The sequence below is a fragment of the Pseudonocardia sp. KRD291 genome (assembly GCF_019263595.1).
Taxonomy (GTDB): Bacteria; Actinomycetota; Actinomycetes; order Mycobacteriales; family Pseudonocardiaceae; genus Pseudonocardia.
On the sequence record NZ_JADQDD010000055.1, the window covers coordinates 1 to 26349 of the forward strand.

Here is a 26349-nt window from a genome sequence, read left to right on the forward strand (position 1 = left end):
CCGAGTCGCTGACCACGGTGGAACCCGGCGATATCGGTTACGACCTGAGCCCGCGGCTCTACAACCGCGACCTCGCTCCCACCCGCGCCGAGGGCCGGAGCTGGAAGGCGTACAACATCTTCACCCTGTGGGCGGTCGACGTGCACAGCCTCGGCAACTACGGCTTCGCACTCGGGCTGTTCGCCCTCGGCCTGGGTGCCTGGCAGATCGTGCTGTCGCTGGGCATCGGGGCGATGCTGCTGTTCGTGCTGCTCACCGTGGCCGGGTACATGGGCTACCGGACCGGGCTGCCGTTCCCGGTGATGAGCCGGATCTCCTTCGGCATCCGCGGGGCGCAGCTGCCCGCGCTGGTCCGGGGCGTGGTCGCCATCGCCTGGTTCGGCATCCAGACCTACCTGGCCACCCAGGTCCTGACCGTGATGGTGCTCGCCGTGGCGCCCGGCGCAGTCGGGCTGGAACAGGTCTCGTTCCTCGGGCTGTCCGCGCTGGGCTGGATCTGCTTCCTGGCGCTGTGGGTGGTGCAGGTGGTGATCCTGCTCTACGGCATGGACGGCATCCGCCGCTACGAGGCGTTCGCCGGCCCGGTCGTGCTCGTCACGCTCGCCGCGCTGGCCGGCTGGATGCTGTGGCAGACCGGCGGGAGCATCTCGATGTCGATCCCGAACCCGCTGACCGGCGGCGCGATGTGGGTGCAGATCCTGGCCGGGGCGTCGCTGTGGACCGCGATCTACGGCACGTTCGTGCTCAACTTCTGCGACTTCACCCGCGGCTGCTCCAGCACCTCGGCGATCCGGCGGGGCAGCTTCTGGGGGATCCTCCCGAACACGCTGTTCTTCGGGGTGGTCGTGGCCGTGCTGGCCGGCGGCCAGTTCCGGATCGACGGGAAGGTGATCGAGAGCCCGAGCGACGTCGTCGACACGATCCCGAACACCGGGCTGCTGCTCGCCGCGTCCGCAGCGCTGCTCGTGCTGACGGTCGCGGTCAACCTGATGGCCAACTTCGTGGCGCCCTGCTACGCGCTGTCCAACCTGCTGCCGCGGGTCCTGGACTTCCGCCGCGCCGGCATCGTCAGCGCCGTCATCGGCCTGCTCATCCTGCCGTGGAACCTCTACGACAACCCGACGGTGATCGTCTACTTCCTGGGCGTGCTCGGCGCCCTGCTGGGCCCGCTGTTCGGCATCGTGATGGCCGACTACTGGCTGGTCCGGCGCGGGCGGATCGACGTGCCGGCGCTCTACACCGAGAACGAGGAGGGCACCTACCACTACCGCGGCGGGGTCAACCGCCGGGCGGTCGCGGTGTTCGTGCCGTCCGCCGCGGTCGCGGTGGCGGCCGGGTTCGTGCCGGCCCTGTCCGCGCTCGAGCCGTTCAGCTGGTTCCTCGGCGCCGCGCTCGGCGCGGTACTGACGGTGCTGGTCGCGCCGCGCGGGCAGTCCCACACCGCCGTGTCCGGGGAACCGATCGCCGTCCCGTCGTCCGGGCACTGAGGAGCACCGCATGCACATCCTCGTCGTCAATGTGAACACCACCGCCTCGGTGACCGACGCGATCGCCGCCTCGGCCCGCGAGGTCGCCGCGCCCGGCACCGAGATCGTCGGGCTGACGCCGTGCTTCGGTGCCGAGTCGGTCGAGGGGAACCTGGAGAGCTACCTCGCGGCGGTCGGGGTGGCCGACGCCGTCGCCCGCCACGACGGCCCGTTCGACGCCGTGATCCAGGCCGGGTACGGCGAGCACGGCCGGGAGGGGCTGCAGGAGATGCTCGACGTCCCGGTCGTCGACATCACCGAGGCCGCCGCGGCCACCGCGATGTACCTGGGCCACCGGTACTCGGTGGTCACCACGCTGGACCGGACCGTCCCGCTCATCGAGGACCGCCTGCTGCTGGCGGGTCTGGACCGGCGGTGTGCCTCGGTGCGGGCGTCCGGGCTGGCGGTCCTGGAGCTGGAGCAGGACCCGGACGCGGCGGTCACCGCGATCGTCGCGCAGGCGCGCCGGGCCGTCACCGACGACCACGCCGAGGTGATCTGTCTGGGCTGCGGCGGGATGGCCGGGCTGCACGAGCGGGTGCGCGCCGAGACCGGCGTGCCCGTGGTCGACGGGGTGCAGGCCGCGGTCACCGTGGCCGAGTCGCTGGTGCGGCTGGGCCTGAGCACGTCGAAGTCGCGCACCTACGCGGCGCCGCGCAAGAAGTCGATCACCGGCTGGCCGCTGGCCGCCGGGGAGGGGAACCGATCGTGAGCGAGGACCACACCTACGACCTGGTCGTGCGCGGCCTGCGGATCATGACCACGGCCGGCGAGGTGGCGCGCGAGGTCGGCGTGCGCGACGGCCGGGTGGTGGCGATCGAGCCGCTGGGCAACGGCCTCGACGGCGCCCGGGTGCTCGAGCTGGCCGACGACGAGGTGCTGCTGCCCGGGCTGGTCGACACCCATGTGCACGTCAACGAGCCGGGCCGCACCGAGTGGGAGGGCTTCGCCTCGGCCACCCGCGCGGCCGCGGCGGGCGGCGTCACCACGATCGTCGACATGCCGCTCAACTCCATTCCGCCGACCGTCGACACGGCCGCGCTGGAGGTCAAGCGCAAGGTCGCGGCCGAGCAGGCGTTCGTCGACGTCGGGTTCTGGGGCGGCGCGGTGCCGGGCAACACCGGCGACCTGCGCGGCCTGCACGACGAGGGCGTGTTCGGGTTCAAGTGCTTCCTGCTGCACTCCGGCGTCGACGAGTTCCCGCCGCTGGACGCGGACGAGATGGAACGCGACATGGCCGAGCTGGCCACGTTCGACGCGGTGATGATCGTGCACGCGGAGGACTCGCGGGCGATCGACCACGCGCCGTCGGCGTCCGGGACGCGGTACGCCTCGTTCCTGGCCTCGCGCCCGCGCGGGGCGGAGAACCTGGCCATCGCCGAGGTGATCGAGCGTGCGCGCTGGACCGGGGCGCGGGCGCACGTGCTGCACGTGTCGTCGTCGGACGCGCTGCCGATGCTGGCCACCGCGCGCCGCGACGGCGTCCGGATCACCGCCGAGACCTGCCCGCACTACCTGACGCTGATCGCCGAGGAGATCGCGGACGGCGCGACCACGCACAAGTGCTGCCCGCCGATCCGGGAGGCCTCGAACCGGGAGCTGCTCTGGGACGGGCTCCTGGACGGCACGATCGACTGCATCGTGTCCGACCACTCGCCGTCGACGGCCGAGCTGAAGCTGCTCGACTCGGGGGACTTCGGCCTGGCCTGGGGCGGGGTGTCGTCGCTGCAGCTCGGGCTCTCGCTGGTCTGGACCGAGGCCCGCCGTCGTGGGATCGGGCTGGAGCGGGTCGTCGAGTGGATGGCGACCCGACCGGCCGAGCTGGTCCGGCTGACCGGCAAGGGACGGGTCGCGCTCGGCTACGACGCCGACTTCGCCGTCTTCGCCCCGGATGACGCCTACGTCGTCGACGCCGCGACGCTGCACCACAAGAACCCGGTCACCGCCTACGCCGGGCGCGCGCTCGCCGGTGCGGTCCGGCGCACGTTCCTGGCCGGCACCGAGATCAACGGTCCGGACGCGGACGGCGCGTCCCCGCAGGGACGGCTGCTGCGCCGCGGCGGGGTGGAGACGGCCCGCCGCGACACCGGGGCTCCCGCCGCTCAGGCGACGCCACGACCGCCGACGAACGGATAGGGTTTCACCATGCGGAAGTCCGATACCGAGGCAGACGCTCCGGGGGACGGGGCCGTGGCCCGTTCCAGCACGGTGCAGTCCGTCGAGCGTGCGATCGACCTGCTCGAGGCGATGGCCGACGCCGGGGGGATGGCCGGTCTCTCGCACCTGGCCGCCACCTCCGGGCTTCCCCTGCCGACGATCCACCGGCTGGTCCGCACGCTGGCCGGGCGCGGCTACGTCCGCCAGGAGTCGTCCCGGGAGTACGCGCTGGGGCCCCGGCTGGTCCGCCTCGGCGACACCGCAGGGCGCCTGGTCGGGGTGTGGGCGCGCCCGCAGCTGGCCGCGCTGGTCGACACGCTGGGGGAGAGCGCGAACCTGGCCCTGATGGAGGGATCGCAGGTCGTCTACGTCGCCCAGGCGCCGGGCCGGCACTCGATGCGGATGTTCACCGAGGTGGGCAGGCGGGTGTCGCCGCACTGCACGGCGGTGGGCAAGGCGCTGCTCGCGCGGATGTCCCCGGACCGGGTGGCCGAGATCCTGCGCCACACCGACATGGTGAGCCACACCGAGAACACGATCACCGACCGCGCGGCCTACGAACGCGAGCTCGACCAGGTCCGCGACGCCGGTTTCGCCCTGGACGAGGGGGAGCAGGAGATCGGTGTGCGCTGCGTGGCCGTCGCCCTGGACGGACCGTTGCCCGCGGCCGTGTCGATCTCCGGACCGACCACGCGGATGACCGACGCCCTGATCCAGGCCGCGGTACCGCAACTCCAGGCCGCCGCCGACGCCCTGGTCGCCGAGCTGGCCCGGCAGGACACCTCGGCCTCGGCCTGAGACCGCGGCGCCCGCTCCCCGGTGACCGGGCGTCTCAGCTCTCGATCACCGGGTGGTCACGTGACTCGAGCTCGTGCGGACGGCTCCGGAACCGGCTGACCTTCTCGGCCTTGCGCGGCAACCGGTCGTTCGCGATCAGCACCGCCATCCAGGGCAGCGGCACCGACGCGAGCAACAGCGTCACCGCGACCCACGGGACCGAGACGAACACGACCGCGGCGATCATCAGTGGGATCCGCATCCCCATCATCAGGGCGTAGCGGCGCTTGCGGATCACGAGCTCCTGCTCGTAGGACATCGGTGCGTCGGTGATCAGCGCCGGTGCGGTGGAAGGCCGGCGGGACGGGTGTTCGGTCATGGGACGATCACACTTTCCCGAGAGACTCGCCGGGACCTCATCTCACCCGCGTGGACCGCGGCATCGCGGACCCGGCACCCTCGTCAACGTTCCGGCGCCCGGTCGTCCTTCCTGACCCGACGGTGGGACACGACTCGTTTGGGCCCGCCGCGAGCGGCAGGACTACTCGGCCGCCACGCGGAGGCCAGTGTGCTCGGTGACCACGCCGCCGCGGTCCACACGTGCACAACCGCCGAGATGCGCCTCAGCGCTCGCCGGTGATCGACAATTCGCGCTGAGCTGCATCTCGACGGGTCACGGCGAGGGCGCCACGGACGTCGTCGACGATCCGCTGCGGTTCGTCGCGCATCTCGTCGGAGGTGTAGCGCAGGACCCGCCAGCCGGCCGCGACCAGGCGGGTGTGGCGCTGCGCGTCCTCCCGCGCCCGCTGGGGCGTGGCGAAGTGGTCACCCCCGTCGTACTCGACGCCGAGCCGCTGCTCCGGGTAGGCGAGGTCGATCCAGACGGCGCGGCGGCGGCCGTCGTCGAGGACCGGATGCTGCGGGACCGGACGGGGCAGCCCGCCGCGGACGAGGATCAGCCGCAGCCGGGTCTCGGGCGGTGACCCCGACCGGGCATCGGCGTGTGCCAGAACGTCGGCGACCCGCCGGACGCCACGCAGTCCGGGATACCGCGCCGCGAAGTTCGAGAGAAGGTCGGGGTGGAACTCGCCGCGAGCGAGGGCGTCCACGGCGACGACGCCCTCGGTCGGCGGCAGCCATCGGGCCAGGTCGAACGCCGTGCGCAACCGGCTCGTGACGCGGACCCGGTCCACCTCGGTGATCTCCCCGACGTGCAGCGCGTCGCGGCGGACCCGCACCCCCGGGCGGGACCTCGGCCCGTCGACGGTCACGTTCACCTCGGCCGGTGCGTGCCACCGGCCGCACGACGCGCCCAGCAGCTCCGCCGCCGAGTACCCGCAGAGCACCGCGTCCGGGCCGGCCCAGAGCGAGGCGGCGAGCGAGCGCAGCCGGAGATCGGGCCGCGACCCGGCCGGGGGCGGGGGCGTAGGCGCGTAGGTGTCGGGGAGCAGTCGTTCGAAGTCCGGCCCGCGCAGCCGCCCCGGTGTCACGAGTCCGGCGGCCACCGCCGCCGTCCCCCGGAACACCTCGGGCCATCCCGCAACCGGCATCCCGCGATCCTGCGCGGCCGACCTGGAGCCCGGGCCGGGTCGGCCGAACCGTTCGCTCGTGCGAACCCTGCCGAGATGCGGCCGAACGCGACTTGTTGATCACCGGACGACAGTGGGACGCATCTCGGCGGTGTCGGGTCAGTCGGTCGTGCTCTCTCGTACCGGGGCCGGCGCGATCCGGCGGGAGAGCACCGTGTGCAGGACGAACGCGATCGCGGCGCCGACGAACCAGCTGTAGGACGCGGCGTCGGTCGAGCCGAGCAGCACCACCAGCACGGCGACCACGGCCCCGGCGGCGGTGGACCCGATCGCGACCGGGTTGTAGCCCTTCCGGAACCAGTAGGCCCCGTCGGTCCGCATCGTGTAGAGCGCGTCCACGTCGATCCGTCGTCTGCGGATCAGGTAGTAGTCGGCGATCAGCACGCCGTAGAGCGGTCCGATGAACGCCCCGAGCGTGTCCAGCGTGTAGTGGATGACCTCCGGGCTGGAGTAGAGGTTCCACGGCGTGATCAGCACCGACCCGACGGCCGCGATCATGCCGCCGGTCCGCCAGCTGATCTTCTGCGGGTTCACGTTGGAGAAGTCGAAGGCGGGCGAGACGAAGTTCGCCACGATGTTGATCCCGATCGTCGCGATCATGAACGTGAGCGCGCCCAGGACCACGGCGAACGTCGAGTCCAGCCGGGCGACGGTCTCCACCGGGTCGTCGATCAGCTCCCCGAACACCGGCACCGTCGCGGCCGCGGTCACGACCACCAGCACCGCGAACACGACGAAGTTGAGCGGCAGCCCGAGCAGGTTGCCGCGCCGGACGTCGGCGAACGAGCGGCCGTAGCGGGCGAAGTCGCCGTAGTTCAGCATCGGGCCGGAGAAGTACGACACGACCAGCGCGACGGCGCCTAGCATGATCGAAACCGACGCCCACCCGGTGACCAGGTTCTCCGAGAGGTTCAGGTCGATGTCGAAGCCCGCCCGGTAGACCAGGTACCCGGCCAGCGCGAACATCACGACGTAGACCGCAGGGCCGCAGAAGTCGATGAAGCGCCGGATCGCCTCCATGCCCCGCCAGAACACCGCGGCCTGCAGCACCCACATGACCAGGAACGCGATCCAGCCCAGGGTTGACAGGCCGGCGAGGCCGGTTCCGTCCCCGGCCAGTGGTGCCGTGCCCGGCCAGAGCTTGAGCGCGACGATGACCAGCGACTGCGACGCGAGGTAGGTCTGGATGCCGTACCAGGCCACCGCGATCAGCCCGCGGATGATCGCCGGGACGTTCGCGCCCAGCACCCCGAAGGACGACCGGCAGATCACCGGGTACGGGGTGCCGGTGGCCTGGCTGGGTCGCGCGACCAGGTTGCACAGCGCGTAGACGATCACGATGCCGACGATCAGCGCGACGAACACCTGCCAGGCGGCGAGCCCGAGCGCGAACAGGCTGCCCGCGGTGACGTAGCCGCCCACCGAGTGCACGTCCGACATCCAGAACGCGAAGAAGTTGTACGAGGTCCAGCTCTGCTTCTTCAGTGGCGCCAGGTCGGAGTTGGTGAGCCGGTCGGAGTACTCCGGCTTGATCTCGCCCGGCGTGCCGCTGGTGGCCGGGGGTGGTTCTGGAGCTCCGGGAGAACGGTCGATCTGCTCGGTCATCGTGTCCACCTTCCGGCCGCACCCGTGGCTCAACGTGGTGGGGAGACGGTAGGTCGCCCGGACCGGGTTCCGGCGGTGTGCGCGGAGTTCTTCACGCGTTCGTACCGCGCCGCAACACGGGCTCAACACCGGTGACCGATCCGTCCGGATCGATTGTCGGATCGTACGAAACCGGCGCCCGGGCCCCGTCCGCCGTTCGTCGTTCCCGTGGGTGCCGGGGGCTCGCCACGCACGGGCATCGTGACCTGCATCCCACCCGGCCCCGCTGCGAGGTGTCCCGTGACCACCGCTCCGAAACGCCGTCCCCATCCCGTCGACGAGGTGCTGCCCGCGCCGCGTCTGGCCGTGTACGGCATCCAGCACGTCCTGGCGTTCTACGCCGGGGCGGTGATCGTCCCGATCCTGCTGGCCGGGGCGATCGGGCTCTCCGACCAGGAACTGATCCACCTGATCAACGCCGACCTGTTCACCTGCGGGATCGCCTCGATCATCCAGTCGGTCGGGTTCTGGAAGGTCGGGGTGCGCCTGCCGCTGCTCCAGGGCGTCACCTTCACCGCGGTCTCACCGATGATCGCGATCGGGATGGCGGCCGGCGGCGGCACCGACGGCCTGCTGACGATCTACGGGGCGGTGATCGTCGCCGGTCTGGCCACGTTCTTCATCGCGCCGTACTTCTCGAAGCTGATCCGGTTCTTCCCACCGGTCGTCACCGGCTCGGTGATCACCATCATCGGGCTGGCGCTGCTGCCGGTGGCGGCGCAGGACGCCGTCGGTGGCTCCGAGGCGTCGGATCCGGGCAACCCGGTCAACCTGGCGCTCGCGCTCGGCACGCTCGCGGTGATCGTGCTGATCCAGCGGGTGTTCCGCGGGTTCATGGCCACGGTCGCGGTGCTGGTCGGGCTCGTCCTGGGCACCGGGGTGGCCTGGGCGATCGGGATGGTGGACTTCGGCTCGGTCGGGGACTCGTCCTGGGTCGGGGTGACGACGCCGTTCCACTTCGGGTGGCCTCAGTTCAGCGCGGCCGCGATCGTGTCGATGATCGTCGTCATGCTGATCACCGCGGTCGAGACGACCGGGGACGTGTTCGCCACCGGAGAGATCGTGGACAAGCGGGTCGGGCGCGAGGACGTCGCGCGGGCGCTGCGGGCCGACGGGCTGGCCACCACGATCGGCGGGGTCCTGAACTCCTTCCCCTACACCTGTTTCGCGGAGAACGTGGGCCTGGTCCGGCTGACCCGGGTGAAGAGCCGGTACGTGGTCGCCGCCGCCGGGGTGTTCATGATCCTGATCGGGCTGGTGCCGAAGGCGGGTGCCGTCGTGGCCGCCGTCCCGCACCCGGTGCTCGGCGGCGCGGCGCTGGCGATGTTCGCGACGGTGGCGGTGGTCGGGATCCAGACCCTGGCCCGGGTCGACTTCAACGACCACCGCAACGTCGTGATCATCGGTTCCAGCCTGGGCGTGGCCGTGTTCGTCACCGTGCAGCCCGACGTCGCGCAGGCGCTCCCGTCCTGGGCGCAGATCCTGTTCGGCTCCGGCATCACGGTGGGCAGCGTGACCGCGATCGCGCTCAACCTCGTGTTCCACCATGTCGGCCGGGGCCGCGGTCCGGCGGTCGCGGGCCCGCCCGGGGACACCGTGCGCCTCTCCGAGGTCAACGCGATGGACCGGGAGACGTTCGTCGCCACGTTCGGCCGGCTGTTCCAGGGTCCGACCGGTGCGCTCGGCCGCGCCTACGACCGCCGTCCGTTCACCGACACCACGGCGCTGCGCTCGGCGTTCCAGGAGGCCCTGTTCTCCGGTCCGGAGGCCGAGCAGCGCGAGCTGATGGCGCACTACCCGGACCTGGGCGGGGACACCGTCGCCGAGGGCGACGCCGGGGAGGACTCGGAGCGCGACCAGGCCAGCGCCGGCCTGACCCGCCTGGCCGACACCGACCGGGAGGAGTTCGCCGGTCTGGCCGCGGCCTACCGGGACAAGTTCGGCATCCCGCTGATCGTCTGCGTGCGCGACGCCCACGACCGGGCCGGCATCCTGCGCGACGGGACCCGGCGGCTGGACAACTCCGCGGCCCAGGAGCACGCCGCCGCGCTGATCGAGATCGCGAAGGTGGCCAACCACCGCTTCGCGGACCTGGTGGCCGAGGCCAACCCCATCCAGAGTGCCCGCATGCGCGCGTTCGGCCGGAGTGCCGAATGAGCACCGCACGGGACACGGAGCACCGCACGGGGGGACACGGATGAGGATCGAGGAGTTCGACCGGATGCCCGACGACGAGGCGCGCCGCGCGCTGCACGGGGTCTGCGCCGCGCCCCGGTGGGCGGAGAAGGTCGCGGCCGGGCGTCCCTACGGATCGGCCGGAGCCCTGCAGGACGCGGCCGGCGCCGCACTGGACGTCGACGACCTCGACGCCGCGATGGCCGGGCACCCGCGGATCGGGGACCGGTCGGCGACCGGGCGCTCCGGCGCGGAGCAGGCCGGGGTCGCCGGGTCCGACGCCGGCACGCTCGCCGCGCTGGAGGCCGGCAACGCCGACTACGAGCGCCGCTTCGGTCACGTCTACCTGGTCTGCGCGGCCGGTCGCGGCGCCGAGGACCTGCTGGTGACGCTGCACGAGCGGTTGCACAACGACCCGGCCACCGAGCGGGTGGTCGCGCTGGCGGAGCTGGCCGCGATCAACCGGCTGCGCCTGGCCGGGATGGTGGAGGAGGACCGATGACCCTCTCCACACACGTCCTCGACGCCGTCGCCGGGCGTCCGGCGGCGGGTGTCGCGGTCACCCTGGAGCACGACGGCGCGGTCGTCGCCACCGCACGCACCGACGACGACGGGCGGGTCCGCGACCTCGGCCCGCTCGGCACCGGCACGCACCGGATCACGTTCGACACCGGCGGCTTCTTCGCCGAAACCGGACGGCAGGCGTTCTACCCCGAGGTGACCGTCGCGTTCACCGTCACCGACCCGGGCGCGCACCACCACGTGCCGCTGCTGCTGTCCCCGTTCGCCTACTCGACCTACCGCGGGAGCTGAAAGACATGGGCATCGTCCTGGGCGCCAACCAGTACGGGAAGGCGGAGAACCGCCTCGTCCGGATCCACCGGGCCACCGAGCGGCACGACATCCGCGACGTCACGGTCTCCACCGCGCTGCGCGGGGACTTCACCGACGCGCACAGCCGCGGCGACCAGTCGCAGGTGCTGCCGACCGACACCCAGAAGAACACCTGCTACGCCTTCGCCCGCGAGCACGGCCTGGACCAGATCGAGGACTTCGCGCTCGCGCTGGCCCGGCACTTCGTCGGCGACGTGGAGCCGGTGACCGGCGCGACGGTCGCGATCGACGAGCTGGGCTGGGAACGGGCCGCGGTCGGCGAGGGCGGGCACGACCACACGTGGGTCCGCACCGGGCCGGAGGTGCGCACCGCCGAGGTGACGATCGACGGCGACGACGAGCACGTCGTGTCCGGGCTGAAGGGCCTGGTGCTGCTCAAGTCCACCGGCTCGGAGTTCCACGGCTTCCTCACCGACCCGTACACGACGTTGGAGCCGACGAACGACCGGATCATGTCGACGTCGCTGGAGGCCCGCTGGGAGCACGCCGGCACGACGGGGGAGTGGGCCAGGACTCATCTGAGCGTGCGGCAGATCCTGGTCGAGCGGTTCGCGACGGTGCACTCGCTCGCCCTGCAGCAGACGCTGTGGGAGATGGGACGCGCGGTGCTCGAGACGCACCCGGACGTCACGGCGGTCAGCCTGTCCGCGCCGAACAAGCACCACTTCCTGGTCGACCTGGAACCGTTCGGGCTGGACAACCCGGGCGAGGTGTTCTTCGCCGCCGACCGCCCCTACGGCCTGATCGAGGCCACCGTGACCCGCGACTGACAGGCGGTGTCGGGGGCTGGTGTCGGGGGCTACTGCCCGTCCTGGCGCTCGATCAGCGTGGTGAGCATGTCGGCGATCTGCTGCTGACCGGCGGCGGTCTGGTCGAGCCGCCCCCGGATCTCGGCGAAGTTCCGATCGACCTGCTCGAATTGCCGGTCGACCTGGTCGAAACGTTCGGCGGTCTGGACCCCGAGGGCGTTGATCGCCGACCGGTTCGCGTCGACCTTCACCCCCCAGTTCGGCGACGTCACGGTCGCGCGCGGCCGCGAGGTGTCGCGCGGCCGCCGCATCGGAGGCGACCTCCTCGATCCGCGACTCCAGGGCCGCGACCCGGGCCTCGAGATCGGAAGGCTGCGTCATGCGGAGAAGGTTACCGGCCGGTGGGCGGGTCCGAGAGGGTTCGGCGTCGATCGGGAACCGGGGACCGCGTCACCGCGAGCGCAGGGCCAGGTAGAGGTCGACCCGGTCCGGGAAGTGGCCCATGCTGCGCCCGGTCAGCTCCTCGACCCGGCCGATCCGGTACCGCACGGTGTTGACGTGCAGGTGCAGCCGCGCCGCGGTGCGGCTCCAGGAGCCGGCCTGGTCCAGGAACGCGACGAGGGTCTCGCACAGCCCGGCCCCGGTGCGGGCGTCGTAGTCGAGCACCGGGCCGAGCACGTGCGCGGCGAACGCGCGCCGGACCTCGTCCGGGACGCTGGCCAGCAGCCCGACGTGCGAGGTGACCTCACCCGCCCCGGCCACCGACACCGGGTCCGGGCGGGCCGCGGCGAGGTCGCGGGCGTGCGTGGCCTCGCGCAGCGAACCCGACAACGCCTCCGGGCCGGCCGGTCGTCCGGCCCCGACGTGCAGTCGCAACGTCCCGAGCCCGGGTGCCAGCCGACGGAGCGCGTCCAGTACCGGCGCCAGCAGCTCGGAGGGCCGCGCCGGCGCGGCACCAGCCGGTCCGGGTGACGGGCCGGCCGGGGCGGGGACGAGCGCGACCGCGGACCCGTCGTGCACCCCGACCGCGGCGGGACCGACCGGCGCGACCGCGTCGATCAGGATGGACCGGGCCGTCCCGGCCGGGTCCGGGCCGCCGCTGAGCCGGGCGACCAGGACGGTCAGCCCGGCGTCCGGGTCGACACCGGCCTGGCGCAGCCGCACGCGGGTCTCCGCCCGGTCGCCCTCGCCCGCCGCGATCCGGGCGACGGCGTCGTCGGCGATGCCGCGGGCGACCTGCATGCCCTCCCTCAGCCGGGCCCGGTCCAGCGCGGCGATCGCGGCCAGCTCCCCGACGGTGTCGGCGACCTCGGAGTCCCAGTCGGTGACCGTGCCGTGCACCGCCACGAACCACGACGTCAGGCGGGACGTGCCGGGCCCGACCGGGAACACCGAGTGCCGCCCGGCCACCGCGGGCAGCCGCTCCGCGGTCAGGTAGGTGGCGACGGCGGCGTCGCGCTCGTCGTCGGGCAGCGGCGGGCCGGCCACCGCCCGCCCGCTCGCGGACAGCACCCGGCAGGTCAGACCCGTCGCGGCCGAGACCTGCCCGGCCAGCTCGTCGAGACCGACCCCGCCCGCGACGGCGGAGAGCAGCTGACGCTGGCGGCCCAGGGTGTGCGCGAGGCGGTCCCCGCGGGCGGCGGTCAGCTCCCCGATCACGACCTCGGTCAGGGCCGCGAACGAGACGTCCTCCGGCACCGCGAGCAGCACCAGGTCGTGGCGCAGGCAGGCGGCGACGACGTCGGCCGGGATCTCCCCGAACACGGCCTCGCCCGCGGCCAGCGCGGTCGCCCCGGCCGCGGCGACGGCGGCGACGAACCGCTCGGCGTCACCGTCGGCGCGGCGCCACACCAGCCCGCTGACCACCAGCTCACCGCCGCCCAGGTAGCGGCCGGGGTCGATCAGGTCGGTCGTGTAGACCCAGCGCACCGCATGGTCGAGCGCGCCGTCCCCGGCGTGCAGTACGCGCAGCCCGAGGTCCGGGCGCGTCACGAGGTCGCGCAACAGCATTGGAGGAACCTACAACCCGGGACGGCCGGAGCGGGCCGCGATTCGTCGCGGCGGCGACTTCTGCCCCGACACCGGGAGCGCTTCCATTGCGGCATGGACTTCCTGGCACCGACGACGTGGGCGGACGCCCTCGCCGCGAAGGCCGAGCACCCGGACGCGGTGCCGGTGGCCGGCGGCACCGACGTGATGGTCGAGCTGAACTTCGACCACCGACGCCCCTCCGTGCTGCTCGACCTCACCCGGATCCCGGAGCTGCGCGCCTGGGACCGGGCCGACGGGCGGATCCGGCTCGGCGCCGGCGTCACCTACGCCCGCGTGATCGACGAGCTCGCCGCCGAGCTACCCGGCCTGGCCATGGCCGCCCGCACGGTCGGCTCGCCGCAGATCCGCAACCGGGGCACGGTCGGCGGGAACCTCGGTGCCGCCTCTCCGGCCGGGGACAGCCACCCGCCGCTGCTGGCCTCCGGCGCCGTCGTCGAGCTGGCGTCGGTGCGCGGCACCCGGGAGGTCCCGGTCGCGGAGTTCTACACCGGGGTCAAGCGCAACGCCTGCGCCCCGGACGAGCTGATCGCGGCCGTGCACGTGACCCCGGCCGGTGGCCCGCAGCAGTTCTGCAAGATCGGCACCCGCAACGCGATGGTCATCTCGGTGACCGCGTTCGGGCTGGCCCTGCACCCCGCGCGCAAGGCCGTCGGAGCCGGGATCGGGTCCGCGGCGCCGACCCCGCGCCGGGCCGAGGCCGCCGCCGGCTACCTGGCCGGCGAGTTGGATGCGGCCGGGCTCTGGGACTCGCGCGGTGCGCTGCCCGAGGGGCTGGCCGTCGAGTTCGGCCGCCGGGTGCGCGACGCCGCCGCCCCGATCGACGACGTGCGCGGCAGCGCCGCGTACCGCCTGCACGCGCTCTCGGTGATGGCGCGCCGCGCCGCCACCTGGGCCTGGGACGACTACCGGAGGGCCGCCTGAGATGCGGATCGAACTGACCGTCAACGGGACCACCCGCGAGGCCGACGACGTGTGGGAGGGCGAGAGCCTGCTCTACGCGCTGCGCGAGCGGCTGGGCCTGCCGGGCTCGAAGAACGCTTGTGAGCAGGGGGAGTGTGGCTCCTGCACCGTCTACCTGGACGGGCTGCCGGTGTGCTCCTGCCTGGTCGCGGCCGGGCAGGCCGCCGGGCGCGAGGTGCGGACGGTGGAGGGCCTGGCCGAGGGCGACGAGCTGCACCCGGTGCAGCAGGCCTTCGTCGACCGCGGCGCCGTGCAGTGCGGGTTCTGCACGCCCGGGCTGGTCGTCACCACGCACGACCTGCTCGAGCGCAACCCCGCGCCGTCGGACCCGGAGATCCGGGAGGCGCTGGCCGGGAACCTGTGCCGCTGCACCGGCTACGAGAAGATCATGGACGCCGTGCGCGAGGCCGCGGGGGCACAGCGATGATCATCGAGGGCGCCCACGTGGTCACCGTGTCCGGCCAGGAGTACCCGGACGGGCACGTCGTCGTGGACGGGAACCGGATCGCGGGCGTCGGCGCCGGGCCCGCCCCGCGCACCGGGGGAGAGACGGTCGTCGACGGGCGGGGCTGCCTGCTCACCCCCGGGTTCGTCAACACCCACCACCACCTCTACCAGTGGGTCACCCGCGGCCTGGCCGTGGACTCCACGCTGTTCGAGTGGCTCACCACGCTCTACCCCGTGTGGGCCGGCATCGACGAGCACGCCGTGCACACCGGGGCCACCGGCGCACTGGCCCGCCTCGCGCTGACCGGCTGCACCACCAGCACCGACCACCACTACGTGTTCCCCCGCGAGGGCGGTGACCTGCTCGGCGCCGAGATCCGCGCGGCGTCGCAGGTGGGGCTGCGCTTTCACCCGACGCGGGGCTCGATGGACCTCGGACGCCGCGACGGCGGGCTGCCGCCGGACGAGGTCGTCGAGGACCGGGACGCGATCCTGGCCGCGTCCGCGGACGCGGTGGCGCGCTGGCACGACCCGTCGCCGGAGGCGATGGTGCGGATCGCGCTCGCGCCGTGCTCGCCGTTCTCGGTGACCGGGGAGCTGATGCGGGAGAGCGCGGAGCTGGCCCGCGAGCTCGGCGTCCGGCTGCACACCCACCTCGCCGAGACCGACGACGAGGAGGACTTCTGCCGGGAGCGGTTCGGCTGCTCCCCGCTGGACTACGTCGAGGGTCTGGGCTGGACCGGTGGCGACGTCTGGTTCGCCCACGCCGTGCACCTCGACGACGACGCCGTCAAGAAGATCGGCGCCACCGGCACCGGGGTGGCGCACTGCCCCAGCTCCAACGCCCGGCTCGGGGCCGGCATCGCCCGCACCCGCGACCTCCGCGACGCCGGCGCCGTCGTCGGGCTCGGGGTGGACGGGGCGGCGTCGAACGAGGCGTCGAGCCTGCTCGAAGAGGTGCGGCACGCCGTGCTGTTCGCCCGCGCCGTCGGCGGGCCGACCGCGCTGACCGTGCGGGACGCGCTGCACCTGGCCACGCTCGGCGGGGCCGGTGTGCTCGGGCGGGCCGGTGAGATCGGCTCGATCGAGACCGGCAAGCTCGCCGACCTGGCCCTGTGGCGCCTGGACGGGCTCGCGCACGCCGACGTCGCCGACCCGGTCGCCGCGCTCGTCCTCGGCTCCCCGCCGCCGCTGGAGCTGCTGCTCGTGAACGGGCGCCCGGTCGTCGAACGCGACCGCGTCCTGACCGTGGACACCGACGCCGTGGCGCGCGACTGCGCCGCCGTGCACCGCACCCTGCTGGAGAAGGCCTCATGACGACCACCATCGACAACCCGGCCACTGCCACCACCGGCACCGGCACCGCGGGGCGGATCGGGGACAGTCCGCTACGCCCGGACGGCACGCTGAAGGTCACCGGCGAGTTCGCCTACTCCTCGGACCTCTGGCACGAGGACATGTGCTGGGGCGTCACCCTGCGCAGCCCGCACCCGCACGCCCGGATCCGGTCGATCGACACCACCGACGCGCTGAAGGTCCCGGGCGTGCACGCCGTGCTCACCGCCGACGACGTGCCCGGCCTGAACAGGGTCGGCCTCGAGCACCTGGACCAGCCGTGCCTGGCCGAGGACGTCGTCCGGTTCCAGGGCGAGCCGGTCGCGCTCGTCGCGGCCGACCACCCTGAGACGGCGCGCCGGGCCGCGAAGCGGATCGTCGTCGACTACGAGGTGCTGCCCGCCGTCACCGACCCGCGGACTGCGCTGGACGACGACGCACCCGAGGTGCATGCCGGGCACGAGGGCGGCAACCTGGTGCGCGAGGTGCATATCCGCCGAGAGCAGCGGACGCGGAACGAGCATGAGCACAGCGGTGAGCCCGTGCCGGAGGCGCCGGTCGTGGTGGCGCTCGACTTCGAGGTCGGGATGCAGGATCAGGCGTTCCTCGGCCCGGAGTCCGGGCTCGCCGTCCCGGACGGGGAGGGCGGTCTCGACCTCTACGTCGCCACCCAGTGGCTGCACGTGGACCAGCAGCAGGTCTGCCGCGTGCTCGGCCTGACCCCCGAGGCCGCGCGGCTGCACCTGGCCGGGGTCGGTGGGGCGTTCGGCGGACGCGAGGACCTCTCGATCCACGTGCACGCCTGCCTGCTCGCGCTGTGCACCGGGAAGCCGGTGAAGATGAGCTACGCCCGCGACGAGTCGTTCTTCGGCCACGTGCACCGCCACCCCGCGTGGCTGCGCTACGAGTTCGGCGCGCAGCCCGACGGCACGCTGGTCTACGGCCACGCCGACATCCTGTTCGACGGCGGCGCGTACGCCTCGTCCACCGGCGCCGTCGTCGGCAACGGCGGCACCCTCGGGCTCGGTCCCTACAACTTCCCGAGCGTGCACGTCGACGCCCGCGGGGTGTATACGAACAACCCGCCCTGCGGGGCGATGCGCGGCTTCGGCTGCGTGCAGGCCGCGTTCGCGCACGAGGCGCTGATGGACGTCCTCGCCGACCGGGTCGGGGTGGACCGGGTCGAGCTGCGCGCCCGCAACGGCATGGCAGAGGGCGACCGCAACATCACCGGCCAGCTGATCGACTCCGCGGCCCCGGTGGCCGAGCTGATCGGCCGCGTCCGGGACATGCCGCTGCCGGCGACCCGCGCCGCCGACCCGGACCTGCGGGACCTGCCCGGCGGCGTCGCCAACACCACCCACGGCGAGGGCGTGGTGCGCGGCGTCGGCTACGCGGTCACCTACAAGAACGTCGGGTTCTCCGAGGGCTTCGACGACTACTCCACCGCCCGGGTCCGGCTCGAGGTGCTCGCCGGTGAGCCGGTCGCCACTGTGCAGACCGCCGCGGCCGAGGTCGGGCAGGGCCTGATCACCGTCGAGCAGCAGATCTGCCGCACCGAGCTCGGCGTGGAACGGGTCGTGGTGCACCCCAAGGACACCACGGTCGGGTCCGGCGGCTCCACCTCGGCGTCGCGGCAGACCTACGTCACCGGGGGAGCGGTGCGCGCGGCGTGTGAGGCCGTCCGGGCCCGGGTGCTCGCCCGCGCGGCCGCCGCCGTCGGGCACGGGGGCCTGCGCCTGGACGGGGAGAAGATCGTCGGCGCGGACGGCCAGGTGGTCGCCGGGCTGGCCGAGGTGCTGGGCACCGGCGCCGTCGACGAGACCGTCGAGTGGCGCCACCGCCCCACCGCCGAGATCGACCCGGAGACCGGCCAGGGGGACGCGCACGTGCAGTACGCGTTCTCCGCGCACCGCGCCGTCGTCGACGTCGACGTCGAGCTCGGCCTGGTCAAGGTCGTCGCCCTGGACACCGCGCAGGACGTCGGCCGGGCGATCAACCCGGACGCCGTCGTCGGGCAGATCCAGGGCGGGTCGGTGCAGGGCATGGGTCTGGCGCTGATGGAGGAGGTGGTGGTCACCGAGGGCCGGGTGCGCAACCCGTCGTTCACCGACTACCTGATCCCGACGATCCTCGATACCCCGCCGATGCGGATCGAGGTCCTGGAGTACCCGGACCCGCACGCGCCCTACGGCGTGCGCGGGGTGGGGGAACCGCCGACGATCTCCAGCGGGCCGGCGGTGGCGGCCGCGATCCGGGCCGCGACGGGCCGGGACCTGCGCCGCGTGCCCGTGCGCCCGGAGCACATCACCGGCGTGTGAGCCGGGCGCCGGGACGGACCCTGCCCCTTGGTCACCGCACCCCCAAGGCGCCAGACCTTGCACGAGCGGAGCTCTCGTCCAGCCCACCCGCGCGAACGGAGCTCTCGCGTAATCGGCCGAGGGTTCCAGGGGCGGCGGGGGGCCGGTCAGGCGGTGAGTGCCGCGACGAGGGCGCGGACGGTGACGTCGCCGCGGTGCGGGACGCCGTTGACGAACAGCGTCGGAGTGCCGCGGACGCCACTGCGCACCCCGGCGTTGAAGTCGGCCTCGACCCGGTCCTCGACCAGCCGGGTCGCAGGCCACACCACTCGCTCCGGGTCGACCCCGGCGGCCAGGGCGTGCTCGCGCAGGTCGGGCTGGGTCAGGCGCGGCGGCCCCGGGGCGTAGAGCGAGGAGTGCATCGGCCAGAAGCGTCCTTCCAGGGCCGCCATCTCCGACGCGGTCGCCGCCGCCAGGGCGTGCGGGTGGACCTCGTAGAGCGGGAACTGCCGGAACACGAAACGCAGCCGCTCGCCCAGCTGCGCCCGGACCTCGTCGATCACCGGGGCGGCGTCGCGGCAGTACGGGCACTCGAAGTCGCCGAACTCGACGAGGGTCAGCTCCGCCTCCAGCGGCCCCGCGACGTGGTCGTGCGCGCCGACCGGCGGGTCGAGCTCGGTGATCGCGGCCTCCTCGGACGCACGGCTGACGCCGGGGCAGGATGACGGGGTGACGGTGACGACCCTAGCCGAGCGCGGCGAGCTCTCCCGGGCCGCTCGACAGTTCCTGCGCACCGAGTCCGGCTCGGCGGTGCTGCTCATCGGGGCCGCGGTCGTCGCCCTGCTCTGGGCGAACCTCGTGCCCGGCTACGAGGACCTCTGGCACACCGAGCTGTCGGTGGGTCTGGGCGGTGCGGAGATCGCGCTCGACCTGCGGCACTGGGTCAACGACGGCCTGATGGTGCTGTTCTTCCTCGCCGTCGGGCTCGAGATCTCCCGGGAGACCACGCTGGGCGAGCTGCGCGGCGTGCGCGCGATCGCCGCGCCCGCGGCCGCCGCGGTCGGCGGGCTCGTCGTCCCGGCGCTGGTCTTCCTCGCGTTCACCGCAGGCACCGAGGCCCAGAACGCGTGGGGCATCGCGATCTCCACCGACACCGCCGTGCTGCTCGGGGTGCTCGCCCTGGTCGGGCCCCGGTGCCCGGACCAGCTGCGGGTGTTCCTGCTGGCGCTGGCGATCGTCGACGACATCGGCGCCGTCGCGGCCATCGCGATCTTCTACACCGAGAGCATCGACGTCACGGCGCTGCTGATCGCGCTGGCCCTGCTCGTGGCGCTGCTCGGGATGCGGTTCGTCCGGTTCTGGCGCACGCCGTTCTACGCCGCCATCGGCGTCGTGATGTGGGTGGCGGTGCTGCGGTCGGGGCTGCACCCGAGCGTCCTGGGGGTGGCGCTGGGTCTGCTGGTGAACGCGTACGCCCCGCGCCGGCAGGACATGAAGCGCGCGATGGTGATGGGGCGCAACTTCATGCTGGACCCGACGCCGGGCCGCGCGCTGGCCGCGCAGGCGGCGGCGACCGAGGCGGTCTCGCCGAACGAACGGCTGCAGATGCGGATCCAGCCGTGGAGCAGCTACGTCATCGTCCCGCTGTTCGTGCTGGCCAACGCCGGCGTGGTGCTCGACGCCCCGACCGTGTCCGCCGCCCTGACCTCGCCCCTGACCTGGGGGATCGTGGCCGGGCTGGTGCTGGGCAAGCCGGTCGGCGTCGCGATCGCCACCTGGCTGGCGCTGCGCACCGGCATCGGGCGGGTGCCGGACACCCTGCGCTGGGGCCAGCTGTTCGGCGGCTCCGCGCTGGCCGGGATCGGCTTCACCGTGGCCCTGTTCGTCACCGAGCTGGCGTTGGAGGACCCGCTGCTCGTCAGCGAGGCGAAGATCGGGATCCTGGTCGGGTCGGTGCTGGCCGCCCTGGTCGGCTGGCTGGTGTTCCGGCTGGCGGGCGAGCGCGGTGGACAGTGCTCGCCGAGCGGGCTGCCGACACTCCCGCCGCGGCCCTGGCGCCCGGTCGACTGAATGGCGGGTCTACCGCACCCCCGATGAGTTCCCGGCCCGCGGCCGGTCTGCCCTGACACGGCGGTCGACCTCGGGAGGACACATGACCGGAGTACGGGTACTGGTGGGCACGCGCAAGGGTGCGTTCGTCCTCACCGCGGACGGTGCGCGCAGGGACTGGCGGGTGGACGGCCCGCTGTTCCCGGGCTGGGAGATCTACCATCTGGCGGGCTCGCCGGCCGATCACGACCGCATCTACGCCTCGCAGTCCGGAGGGTGGTTCGGCCAGCAGATCCAGCGCTCGGACGACGGCGGGCTGCACTGGGAGCCGGTGGGCAACGAGTTCGGCTACGCGAGCGTCCCCGGCACCCACCAGTGGTACGACGGCACGCCGCACCCGTGGGAGTTCGCCCGGGTCTGGCACCTCGAACCGTCGGTCACCGACCCGGACACCGTGCTGGCCGGGGTGGAGGACGCGGCGCTGTTCCGCTCGGTCGACGGCGGCCGGAGCTGGTCGGAGCTCTCCGGCCTGCGCGAGCACGGGTCCGGCCCGTACTGGCAGCCCGGCGCCGGCGGGATGTGCCTGCACACGATCCTGCCGGACGCGACCGACCCGGAGCGAATGCTGGTCGCGATCTCCGCGGCCGGGGTGTTCCGCACCGACGACGGCGGGAAGACCTGGCAGCCCGCCAACCGCGGGCTCGTCAGTGAGGGCATCCCGGACCCGGACGCCGAGGTCGGGCACTGCGTGCACAAGCTGGCCTCGCACCCGTCGCGGCCGGAGACGGTCTACATGCAGAAGCACTGGGACGTGATGCGCAGCGACGACGGCGGCCGGCAGTGGTACGACATCGGCGGCGACCTGCCGACCGACTTCGGTTTCGTCGTCGACGTGCACGCCCACGAGCCGGAGACCGTCTTCCTGGTGCCGATCACCAGCGACGCCGAGCACTTCCCGCCGGAGGGCAGGCTGCGTGTCTACCGCAGCCGCACCGGCGGACACGAGTGGGAGCCGCTGACCGCGGGCCTGCCGCAGGAGCACTGCTACGTCGACGTGCTGCGCGACGCGATGGCCGTCGACGGTCTCGACGAGTGCGGCGTCTACTTCGGCACCACCGGCGGCCAGGTCTACGGCTCGGCGGACTCGGGCGACTCCTGGACGCCGATCGTGCGGGACCTGCCCGCCGTCCTGTCGGTGGAGGTGCAGACGCTGCCATGAACGCGACCGAGAGGAGCGCCGGCGCGACGAGCCCCGGCACCGGCACCGGCACCGATACCGGCACCACGATGATCAGGCTGAGGTTGCCCACCCACCTGCGCCGGCTCGCCGGGGTCGACGGCGAGCTGCGCCTCGACGTCGCAGGCCCGGCCACGCTCGGGTCGGTGCTGGACGCGGTCGAGGAGCGCCATCCGGTGCTGCGCGGTGCGATCCGGGACCACACGACCGGCCGCCGCCGTCCCTACGTGCGGTTCTTCGCCTGCGAGCAGGACCTCTCGCACGAGCCACCCGGCTCCGTGCTCCCGCCGGCCGTGGTCCGCGGCGACGAACCGCTGCTCGTCGTCGGGGCGATGGCCGGCGGTTGAGGGCGCGGACGCGCCCCGGTCGCGGCTACCCTGCTCAGGTGACGGCCGGTCCGGCGGACGAGCGCCCGCTCAGCGAGGACGAACGGCGCGCCCTGCTGGGCATCGAGGCACACGTGCGCGACTCCGACCCGGAGTTCCCGCAACGCCTCGGCTCGGCCCCCGGCCTGCGCCATCCCGCGCTGCGCCAGATCGGGCGACGTCCGCGCGGCTGGGAGATCGCGGCCGTGACCGTGCTCACCTCGCTCTACGTCGCCGTACTGCTGCTGGTGCCCGAGCACATGGTGCTGGAGACGGTCGTGCTCACACAGGTCGTCATCGTGCCCGCCTGCTGCGTGCTCTGGGCCGTCCGGCGGGGCCGCGTGTGACCTCCCGCGACGGTCGGGTCAGCCGACCGGGCGTTCGAACGTGACCAGCAGCCCGTCCACCCCGCCGGGCCCGATACGCCCCTTCACGTCCGCCGAGGTGATGGCCTTGAGCTGCCATCCGTCCCCGGCCGCGTCGTTGAGGACGCCTTCGAGCTTGCTGTCGGAGAGCTTGCCGCCCATCAGCGACTCCCGGAGCTGGACCACCTTGTACTCGTACCGTCGCGCCATGCCACCGAGCATGCCAGGTGATCATCGCCTGCGGTCCGGCGCTCGATCAGCGTGACGCAGGTGCGGGGCCCTCTGCCGCCGTAGCGGTCAGGTAGCGCTGCGCGACGGCCCGGTTGTAGCGGGTGAACATCTCGCCGAGCGTGCCCAGGTCGTCCTCGCTCCAGCCGGCCAGCAGGCCGGCGGTGTCCTGGCGACGCCGGTCCCGCTCCGCGCGCATCCGGGCCAGGCCGTCGTCGGTCGGGGAGATGATGCTGCGCCTGCGGTCGGACTCGGCCGGGGTGCGCCGCACGAGGTCCTTGCCCGCCAGCACCGTGACCTGGCGTCCGGCCGTCGACGGGTCCAGGCCGAGCGCGGCGGCCAGCGAGCAGATGTCCGAGGGGCCGACCGCGTCCAGGGTCCGCAGCAGCAGGTACTCGGAGCGGTCCAGGTCCCGGTCGCCGCGGCGGCGCAGCAGCTCGAAGTTGCGGACCAGCACGGCCGAGGCCACCTCGATCACGTCGAGCGGGGACCCGGCGGCGGCCGCTCCGATCTCCGCCGAGTGATCCATCGCGCTCATCGGGGCTCCCTCATACCGGTACGGTACCTGTTATCGTCGGTATCATACCGGTTTCTACGTGCGGCAGCCGGTTCTCACACTCGACAGCTCGGAGCGGTGGCGGTGCCAGGTTGGTTGCGTGAGTTCTGGGACCGGGTGGTGGCCTCGGATCCCGGCCTGGGTCGACTGCGGATGGCGGTCTCCGGCGCGCTGGCGATGGCCACCGCGCTCGGCGTCGAGTTCGGGTTCGCGACGCTGCTCGGCGCCGACGCACAGGGCGTCCTGATCTCGATGCTGCTCGGCGCGATCGTCGCGATGATGGGCTCGCTGGCGCTGACCGGCAGCGACGGGTGGGGCAAGGTCCGGATGGCCGTGTTCTTCCCGGTCGCGATCGGCCTCGGGATGGTCGCCGGCATCGCCGTGTCCGGCAGCACCGGGCTGACGCTCTCGGTGTTCGTGCTGGTGATGTTCCTGGCGGTGTTCGTGCGGCGGTGGGGCCCGGCGTTCTTCAACTACGGGTTCATGGGCTGGATGGGCTACTTCTTCGCCTCGTTCCTGCACCCGAGCTGGGCGATGATGCCGATGGTGATCGGCGCGACGGTCGTCGGGACCGCGTGGGTCCTGCTGCTCTCGGTCACGGTGCTCAACACCCACACCACCCGCACCCTGCGCCGGGTGGTTCGGGCCTTCGACGCCCGCGCCCGGGCCGTCGCCCGCGCCGGGGCCGACCTGCTCGAACGGGCCGAGGACGAGCCGGCGCGCCGCCGGGCCCGCCGCGCGCTGGGACGGCAGCAGACCCGGCTGGCCGAGGTCGCGCTGATGGCCGAGGCCTGGTCCGGCGAGCCCGGGGCACTGCCCGAGGGGTGGTCCGCCCCGGCCCTGCGCCGGCGCCTGATCGACGCCCAGCAGGCCGTCGACGGGATCGTGGCCGGCGCCGACAGCCTGGCCGCCGGCGGTTCGCCGCTGGCCACGCAGGCCGCCGTCCTGCTCGACCGGATGGCCCGCCGCGACGACGCCGGCACCGAGCTCGCCGCGCGACGCCTGGTCGAGGCGAGCGGCGACGACCCGGGCGCACCGCCCCCGGGATGGCTGCCGGCGCGGCACCTGGCCGCGGCCGTGACGGAGTTCCTCGCGCTCGCCCGGGTGGCCGAGGCGCCGCCCGAGACCGAGCAGGTGGACGGTTTCGAGCAGGTCGACGGTTTCGAGCCCGCGGTCGGGCTCGCGATGGGGCACCTGCCCGGATCACCGGCCGTCGCCACCGAGGTGCCGGTGCACGTGCGGCGGTGGAACCCGCTGGCGAACCTGGACATGACCACCCGGCAGGCGATCCAGGTCGCGGTGGCCGGGGCGCTGGCCATCCTGATCGGCCGCGAGCTCTCGGCCACCCGCTACTACTGGGCCGTGATCGCGGTGTTCGTGATGTTCACCGGTACCGGCACCCGCTCGGAGACGTTCCTCAAGGGCGTCAACCGCCTGGTCGGCACGTTGCTGGGGCTGTTCGCCTCGATCTGGCTGGCCGGGCTCACCGCCGGCAGCACGACGTGGGTGCTCGTGACGATCGTCGCCTGCATGTTCGTCGGCTTCTACATGTTCCGGGTCTCCTACGGCTTCATGATCTTCTGCATCACGATCATGGTCGGGCAGCTCTACAGCGCGCTGCACGAGTTCTCCGACGGCCTGCTGGTGCTGCGGCTCGAGGAGACCGCCGTCGGTGCCGCCATCGGGTTCGCGGTGGCGCTGCTGGTGCTCCCGCTGGGCACCCGGCACACCGTGCGCACCGTGCGCAACGCGCTGCTCACGACGCTCGCCGAGCTGCTCGAGGCCGTCGCGCAGCGGATCGGGACCGGCGCCGTGGCACCGGCCGAGGACGGGAGCCCCCGTGACCTCGACGGGCTGGCCCGCAGCCTCGACGACAGGTTCCGCCGCCTGGCCCTGGTCGCCCGCCCGCTGACCCGCCCGCTGGTGTGGGGACACCGCCCCTCGGTGACCCGGCACCGCCTCGCCCTGCTCGCCGCCGCCGTCACCCACGGCCGGGCGCTGACCGTCGCCGTGCGCCGCGGCCCCGTCGAGCGGGCCGCCGACATCGTGACGGCCTGCCGCGCGCTCGCCGCCGCCGCGACCCGGCTCGCCGAGGTGGCGCCCGGACACGCCCGCCCGGCCGCCGCCGAGCCACTGGCCGAGGCCGATCTGGCCCTGTTCGGCGGGCGCGGCGACCCGCCGGGGACCTGGATCACCGACCCGGTCCGGTCGCCGCTGATCCACCTGCACGACCTGCTGGGCGAGCTCGCACAGGTCAACGGCCGGGCGCGCGGCGAGGCCGTCGCCGCACCGGGGCGCACCGTCGACACCGCGCACTCGACCGACGACGCGAACCTGCAGCAGGCGTTCATCGTCGCCTCGCTCGCGCGTGCCCTGCGCCTGCAGCTCGACGAGCTGGCCGAGGCCGGGGGAGCGGTACCCGAGGGCTGGTGGTTCGCCGACGGGACCCCGGCCGGTCCGGACGCCGCCGGCCGGGGCCGGCACACCGCACAGGCCGTCGCGGGAGGCAGCTGACCCGCCCACACGGGTCCGGTTGCGCGCCGCAATGATGCGGATGATTAGCTGGCGTCAACGATGACCGGCGACGACGGAGGCGCACCCATGGACGCCGAGGGAACCCCACCCCGCACGCGGCTGGGTCGCGTCGCCACGCTGTGCGTGGCCGCGGCGTCGGTCGAGTGGTACGACTTCTTCCTCTACGCGACGGCCTCGGCGACCGTGTTCCCGGCGCTGTTCTTCAGCGGGCTCGGCCCGACCGCCGGGCTGCTCGCCTCGTTCGCCACGTTCGCGCTCGCGTTCGTCGCGCGCCCGCTGGGTGGCCTCGTGTTCGGCTACATCGGTGACCGCGCCGGACGCAAGGTGGCACTCGCCTCGGGGACGCTGGGGATGGGGGTGGCGACCGTCCTGATCGGCCTGCTGCCCACCTACGCCGCGATCGGTGTCG

At 73.4% G+C, this 26349-nt stretch carries 26 protein-coding genes; 18 read left to right on the top strand and 8 right to left on the bottom strand.

The annotated features are described in order from the left end of the window. The first annotated feature begins 8 nt into the window (after positions 1 to 8). Genes I4I78_RS10520 through I4I78_RS10535 form a run of 4 tightly spaced genes read left to right on the top strand, consistent with a single transcriptional unit; the run spans position 9 to position 4481 of the window. Positions 9 to 1487, top strand: coding sequence for an NCS1 family nucleobase:cation symporter-1 (locus tag I4I78_RS10520; protein ID WP_218611101.1), 1479 nt, complete (start codon positions 9 to 11; stop codon positions 1485 to 1487). 10 nt (positions 1488 to 1497) lie between these two features. Next, the gene (locus I4I78_RS10525) at positions 1498 to 2238 is read left to right on the top strand and encodes an aspartate/glutamate racemase family protein (protein WP_218611081.1); all 741 of its coding nucleotides are present in this window, start codon (positions 1498 to 1500) and stop codon (positions 2236 to 2238) included. Continuing rightward, positions 2235 to 3662, top strand: coding sequence for an allantoinase AllB (gene allB, locus I4I78_RS10530; RefSeq protein ID WP_308252015.1), 1428 nt, complete (start codon positions 2235 to 2237; stop codon positions 3660 to 3662). The genes I4I78_RS10525 and allB overlap by 4 nt, the downstream gene beginning before the upstream one ends. Positions 3663 to 3671: 9 nt before the next feature. Then, complete coding sequence (locus tag I4I78_RS10535) at positions 3672 to 4481, top strand: IclR family transcriptional regulator (RefSeq protein ID WP_218611082.1); 810 nt, start codon at positions 3672 to 3674, stop codon at positions 4479 to 4481. A 34-nt stretch (positions 4482 to 4515) separates the two neighbouring features. Here the strand turns inward: I4I78_RS10535 and I4I78_RS10540 are convergent, their stop codons facing one another. The 3 genes from I4I78_RS10540 to I4I78_RS10550 all read right to left on the bottom strand — a co-directional run bounded on the left by I4I78_RS10540 (position 4516) and on the right by I4I78_RS10550 (position 7654). Next, a complete protein-coding gene (locus tag I4I78_RS10540; protein ID WP_218611083.1) occupies positions 4516 to 4839 on the bottom strand; it encodes a DUF3099 domain-containing protein in 324 nt (107 codons plus the stop codon). Positions 4840 to 5083: 244 nt separating this feature from the next. Next, positions 5084 to 6010, bottom strand: coding sequence for a DUF559 domain-containing protein (locus I4I78_RS10545; protein ID WP_218611084.1), 927 nt, complete (start codon positions 6008 to 6010; stop codon positions 5084 to 5086). A gap of 138 nt (positions 6011 to 6148) precedes the next feature. Continuing rightward, on the bottom strand, positions 6149 to 7654 hold the full coding sequence (locus I4I78_RS10550) for an NCS1 family nucleobase:cation symporter-1 (RefSeq protein ID WP_218611085.1): 1506 nt from the start codon (positions 7652 to 7654) through the stop codon (positions 6149 to 6151). A 279-nt stretch (positions 7655 to 7933) separates the two neighbouring features. Between I4I78_RS10550 and uraD (I4I78_RS10555) the strand changes: the two genes are divergently transcribed. Genes uraD (I4I78_RS10555) through pucL form a run of 4 tightly spaced genes read left to right on the top strand, consistent with a single transcriptional unit; the run spans position 7934 to position 11532 of the window. Beyond that, a complete protein-coding gene (gene uraD / locus I4I78_RS10555; protein ID WP_308252016.1) occupies positions 7934 to 9850 on the top strand; it encodes a 2-oxo-4-hydroxy-4-carboxy-5-ureidoimidazoline decarboxylase in 1917 nt (638 codons plus the stop codon). A gap of 40 nt (positions 9851 to 9890) precedes the next feature. Continuing rightward, a complete protein-coding gene (gene uraD, locus I4I78_RS10560) occupies positions 9891 to 10370 on the top strand; it encodes a 2-oxo-4-hydroxy-4-carboxy-5-ureidoimidazoline decarboxylase (RefSeq protein WP_218611086.1) in 480 nt (159 codons plus the stop codon). Continuing rightward, positions 10367 to 10681 carry a hydroxyisourate hydrolase gene (gene uraH / locus I4I78_RS10565; RefSeq protein ID WP_218611087.1) on the top strand — a complete coding sequence of 105 codons (315 nt, stop codon included), beginning with the start codon at positions 10367 to 10369 and terminating at the stop codon, positions 10679 to 10681. Before uraD (I4I78_RS10560) ends, uraH begins: the two co-directional genes overlap by 4 nt. 5 nt (positions 10682 to 10686) lie before the next feature. Next, positions 10687 to 11532, top strand: coding sequence for a factor-independent urate hydroxylase (gene pucL, locus I4I78_RS10570; RefSeq protein WP_218611088.1), 846 nt, complete (start codon positions 10687 to 10689; stop codon positions 11530 to 11532). 29 nt (positions 11533 to 11561) lie between these two features. On the opposite strand, the gene I4I78_RS10575 is transcribed toward pucL, so the two are convergent. Then, positions 11562 to 11822 (bottom strand): hypothetical protein, encoded by a 261-nt coding sequence (locus I4I78_RS10575; protein WP_218611089.1) that lies wholly within the window; start codon positions 11820 to 11822, stop codon positions 11562 to 11564. A 139-nt stretch (positions 11823 to 11961) separates the two neighbouring features. Then, positions 11962 to 13521, bottom strand: a complete 1560-nt coding sequence (locus I4I78_RS10580; RefSeq protein WP_218611090.1) for a PucR family transcriptional regulator ligand-binding domain-containing protein — start codon at positions 13519 to 13521, stop codon at positions 11962 to 11964. Positions 13522 to 13614: 93 nt separating this feature from the next. Here I4I78_RS10580 and I4I78_RS10585 point away from each other — a divergent pair, with 93 nt between their 5' ends. From I4I78_RS10585 to I4I78_RS10600, 4 genes are read left to right on the top strand one after another with little or no spacing between them, the layout of a single operon-like run. Further along, the gene (locus I4I78_RS10585) at positions 13615 to 14484 is read left to right on the top strand and encodes a xanthine dehydrogenase family protein subunit M (protein WP_218611091.1); all 870 of its coding nucleotides are present in this window, start codon (positions 13615 to 13617) and stop codon (positions 14482 to 14484) included. Position 14485: 1 nt separating this feature from the next. After that, positions 14486 to 14950 (top strand): (2Fe-2S)-binding protein, encoded by a 465-nt coding sequence (locus tag I4I78_RS10590; RefSeq protein WP_218611092.1) that lies wholly within the window; start codon positions 14486 to 14488, stop codon positions 14948 to 14950. Continuing rightward, positions 14947 to 16287 (top strand): 8-oxoguanine deaminase, encoded by a 1341-nt coding sequence (locus tag I4I78_RS10595; protein WP_218611093.1) that lies wholly within the window; start codon positions 14947 to 14949, stop codon positions 16285 to 16287. Before I4I78_RS10590 ends, I4I78_RS10595 begins: the two co-directional genes overlap by 4 nt. Then, positions 16284 to 18626: a xanthine dehydrogenase family protein molybdopterin-binding subunit gene (locus I4I78_RS10600; RefSeq protein WP_218611094.1), complete on the top strand. Its 2343-nt coding sequence runs from the start codon at positions 16284 to 16286 to the stop codon at positions 18624 to 18626. Before I4I78_RS10595 ends, I4I78_RS10600 begins: the two co-directional genes overlap by 4 nt. Before the next feature lie 146 nt (positions 18627 to 18772). On the opposite strand, the gene I4I78_RS10605 is transcribed toward I4I78_RS10600, so the two are convergent. Then, positions 18773 to 19426, bottom strand: coding sequence for a thioredoxin domain-containing protein (locus I4I78_RS10605; protein WP_226379471.1), 654 nt, complete (start codon positions 19424 to 19426; stop codon positions 18773 to 18775). On the opposite strand from I4I78_RS10605, the gene nhaA reads away from it, so the two are divergent. From nhaA to I4I78_RS10625, 4 genes are all read left to right on the top strand, one after another. Then, entirely contained in the window at positions 19416 to 20675 is a 1260-nt protein-coding gene (gene nhaA / locus I4I78_RS10610; RefSeq protein ID WP_308252017.1) for a Na+/H+ antiporter NhaA, read from the top strand. The two genes, I4I78_RS10605 and nhaA, sit on opposite strands and share 11 nt — an antisense overlap. Positions 20676 to 20757: 82 nt before the next feature. After that, the gene (locus tag I4I78_RS10615; RefSeq protein WP_218611096.1) at positions 20758 to 21873 is read left to right on the top strand and encodes a sialidase family protein; all 1116 of its coding nucleotides are present in this window, start codon (positions 20758 to 20760) and stop codon (positions 21871 to 21873) included. 68 nt (positions 21874 to 21941) lie between these two features. Next, positions 21942 to 22238, top strand: coding sequence for a MoaD/ThiS family protein (locus I4I78_RS10620; protein WP_218611105.1), 297 nt, complete (start codon positions 21942 to 21944; stop codon positions 22236 to 22238). Positions 22239 to 22276: 38 nt separating this feature from the next. Next, entirely contained in the window at positions 22277 to 22603 is a 327-nt protein-coding gene (locus I4I78_RS10625; RefSeq protein WP_218611097.1) for a DUF3040 domain-containing protein, read from the top strand. 18 nt (positions 22604 to 22621) lie between these two features. On the opposite strand, the gene I4I78_RS10630 is transcribed toward I4I78_RS10625, so the two are convergent. Both I4I78_RS10630 and I4I78_RS10635 read right to left on the bottom strand, forming a co-directional pair. Next, entirely contained in the window at positions 22622 to 22831 is a 210-nt protein-coding gene (locus I4I78_RS10630) for a DUF4177 domain-containing protein (protein WP_218611098.1), read from the bottom strand. A gap of 46 nt (positions 22832 to 22877) precedes the next feature. Further along, the gene (locus tag I4I78_RS10635) at positions 22878 to 23387 is read right to left on the bottom strand and encodes a MarR family winged helix-turn-helix transcriptional regulator (RefSeq protein ID WP_218611099.1); all 510 of its coding nucleotides are present in this window, start codon (positions 23385 to 23387) and stop codon (positions 22878 to 22880) included. 114 nt (positions 23388 to 23501) lie between these two features. On the opposite strand from I4I78_RS10635, the gene I4I78_RS10640 reads away from it, so the two are divergent. Then, positions 23502 to 25919: an FUSC family protein gene (locus I4I78_RS10640; RefSeq protein ID WP_218611100.1), complete on the top strand. Its 2418-nt coding sequence runs from the start codon at positions 23502 to 23504 to the stop codon at positions 25917 to 25919. Positions 25920 to 26006: 87 nt separating this feature from the next. After that, positions 26007 to 26349, top strand: a 343-nt coding sequence (locus I4I78_RS10645; protein WP_374225860.1) for an MFS transporter, incomplete at its 3' end; no start/stop codon positions are given.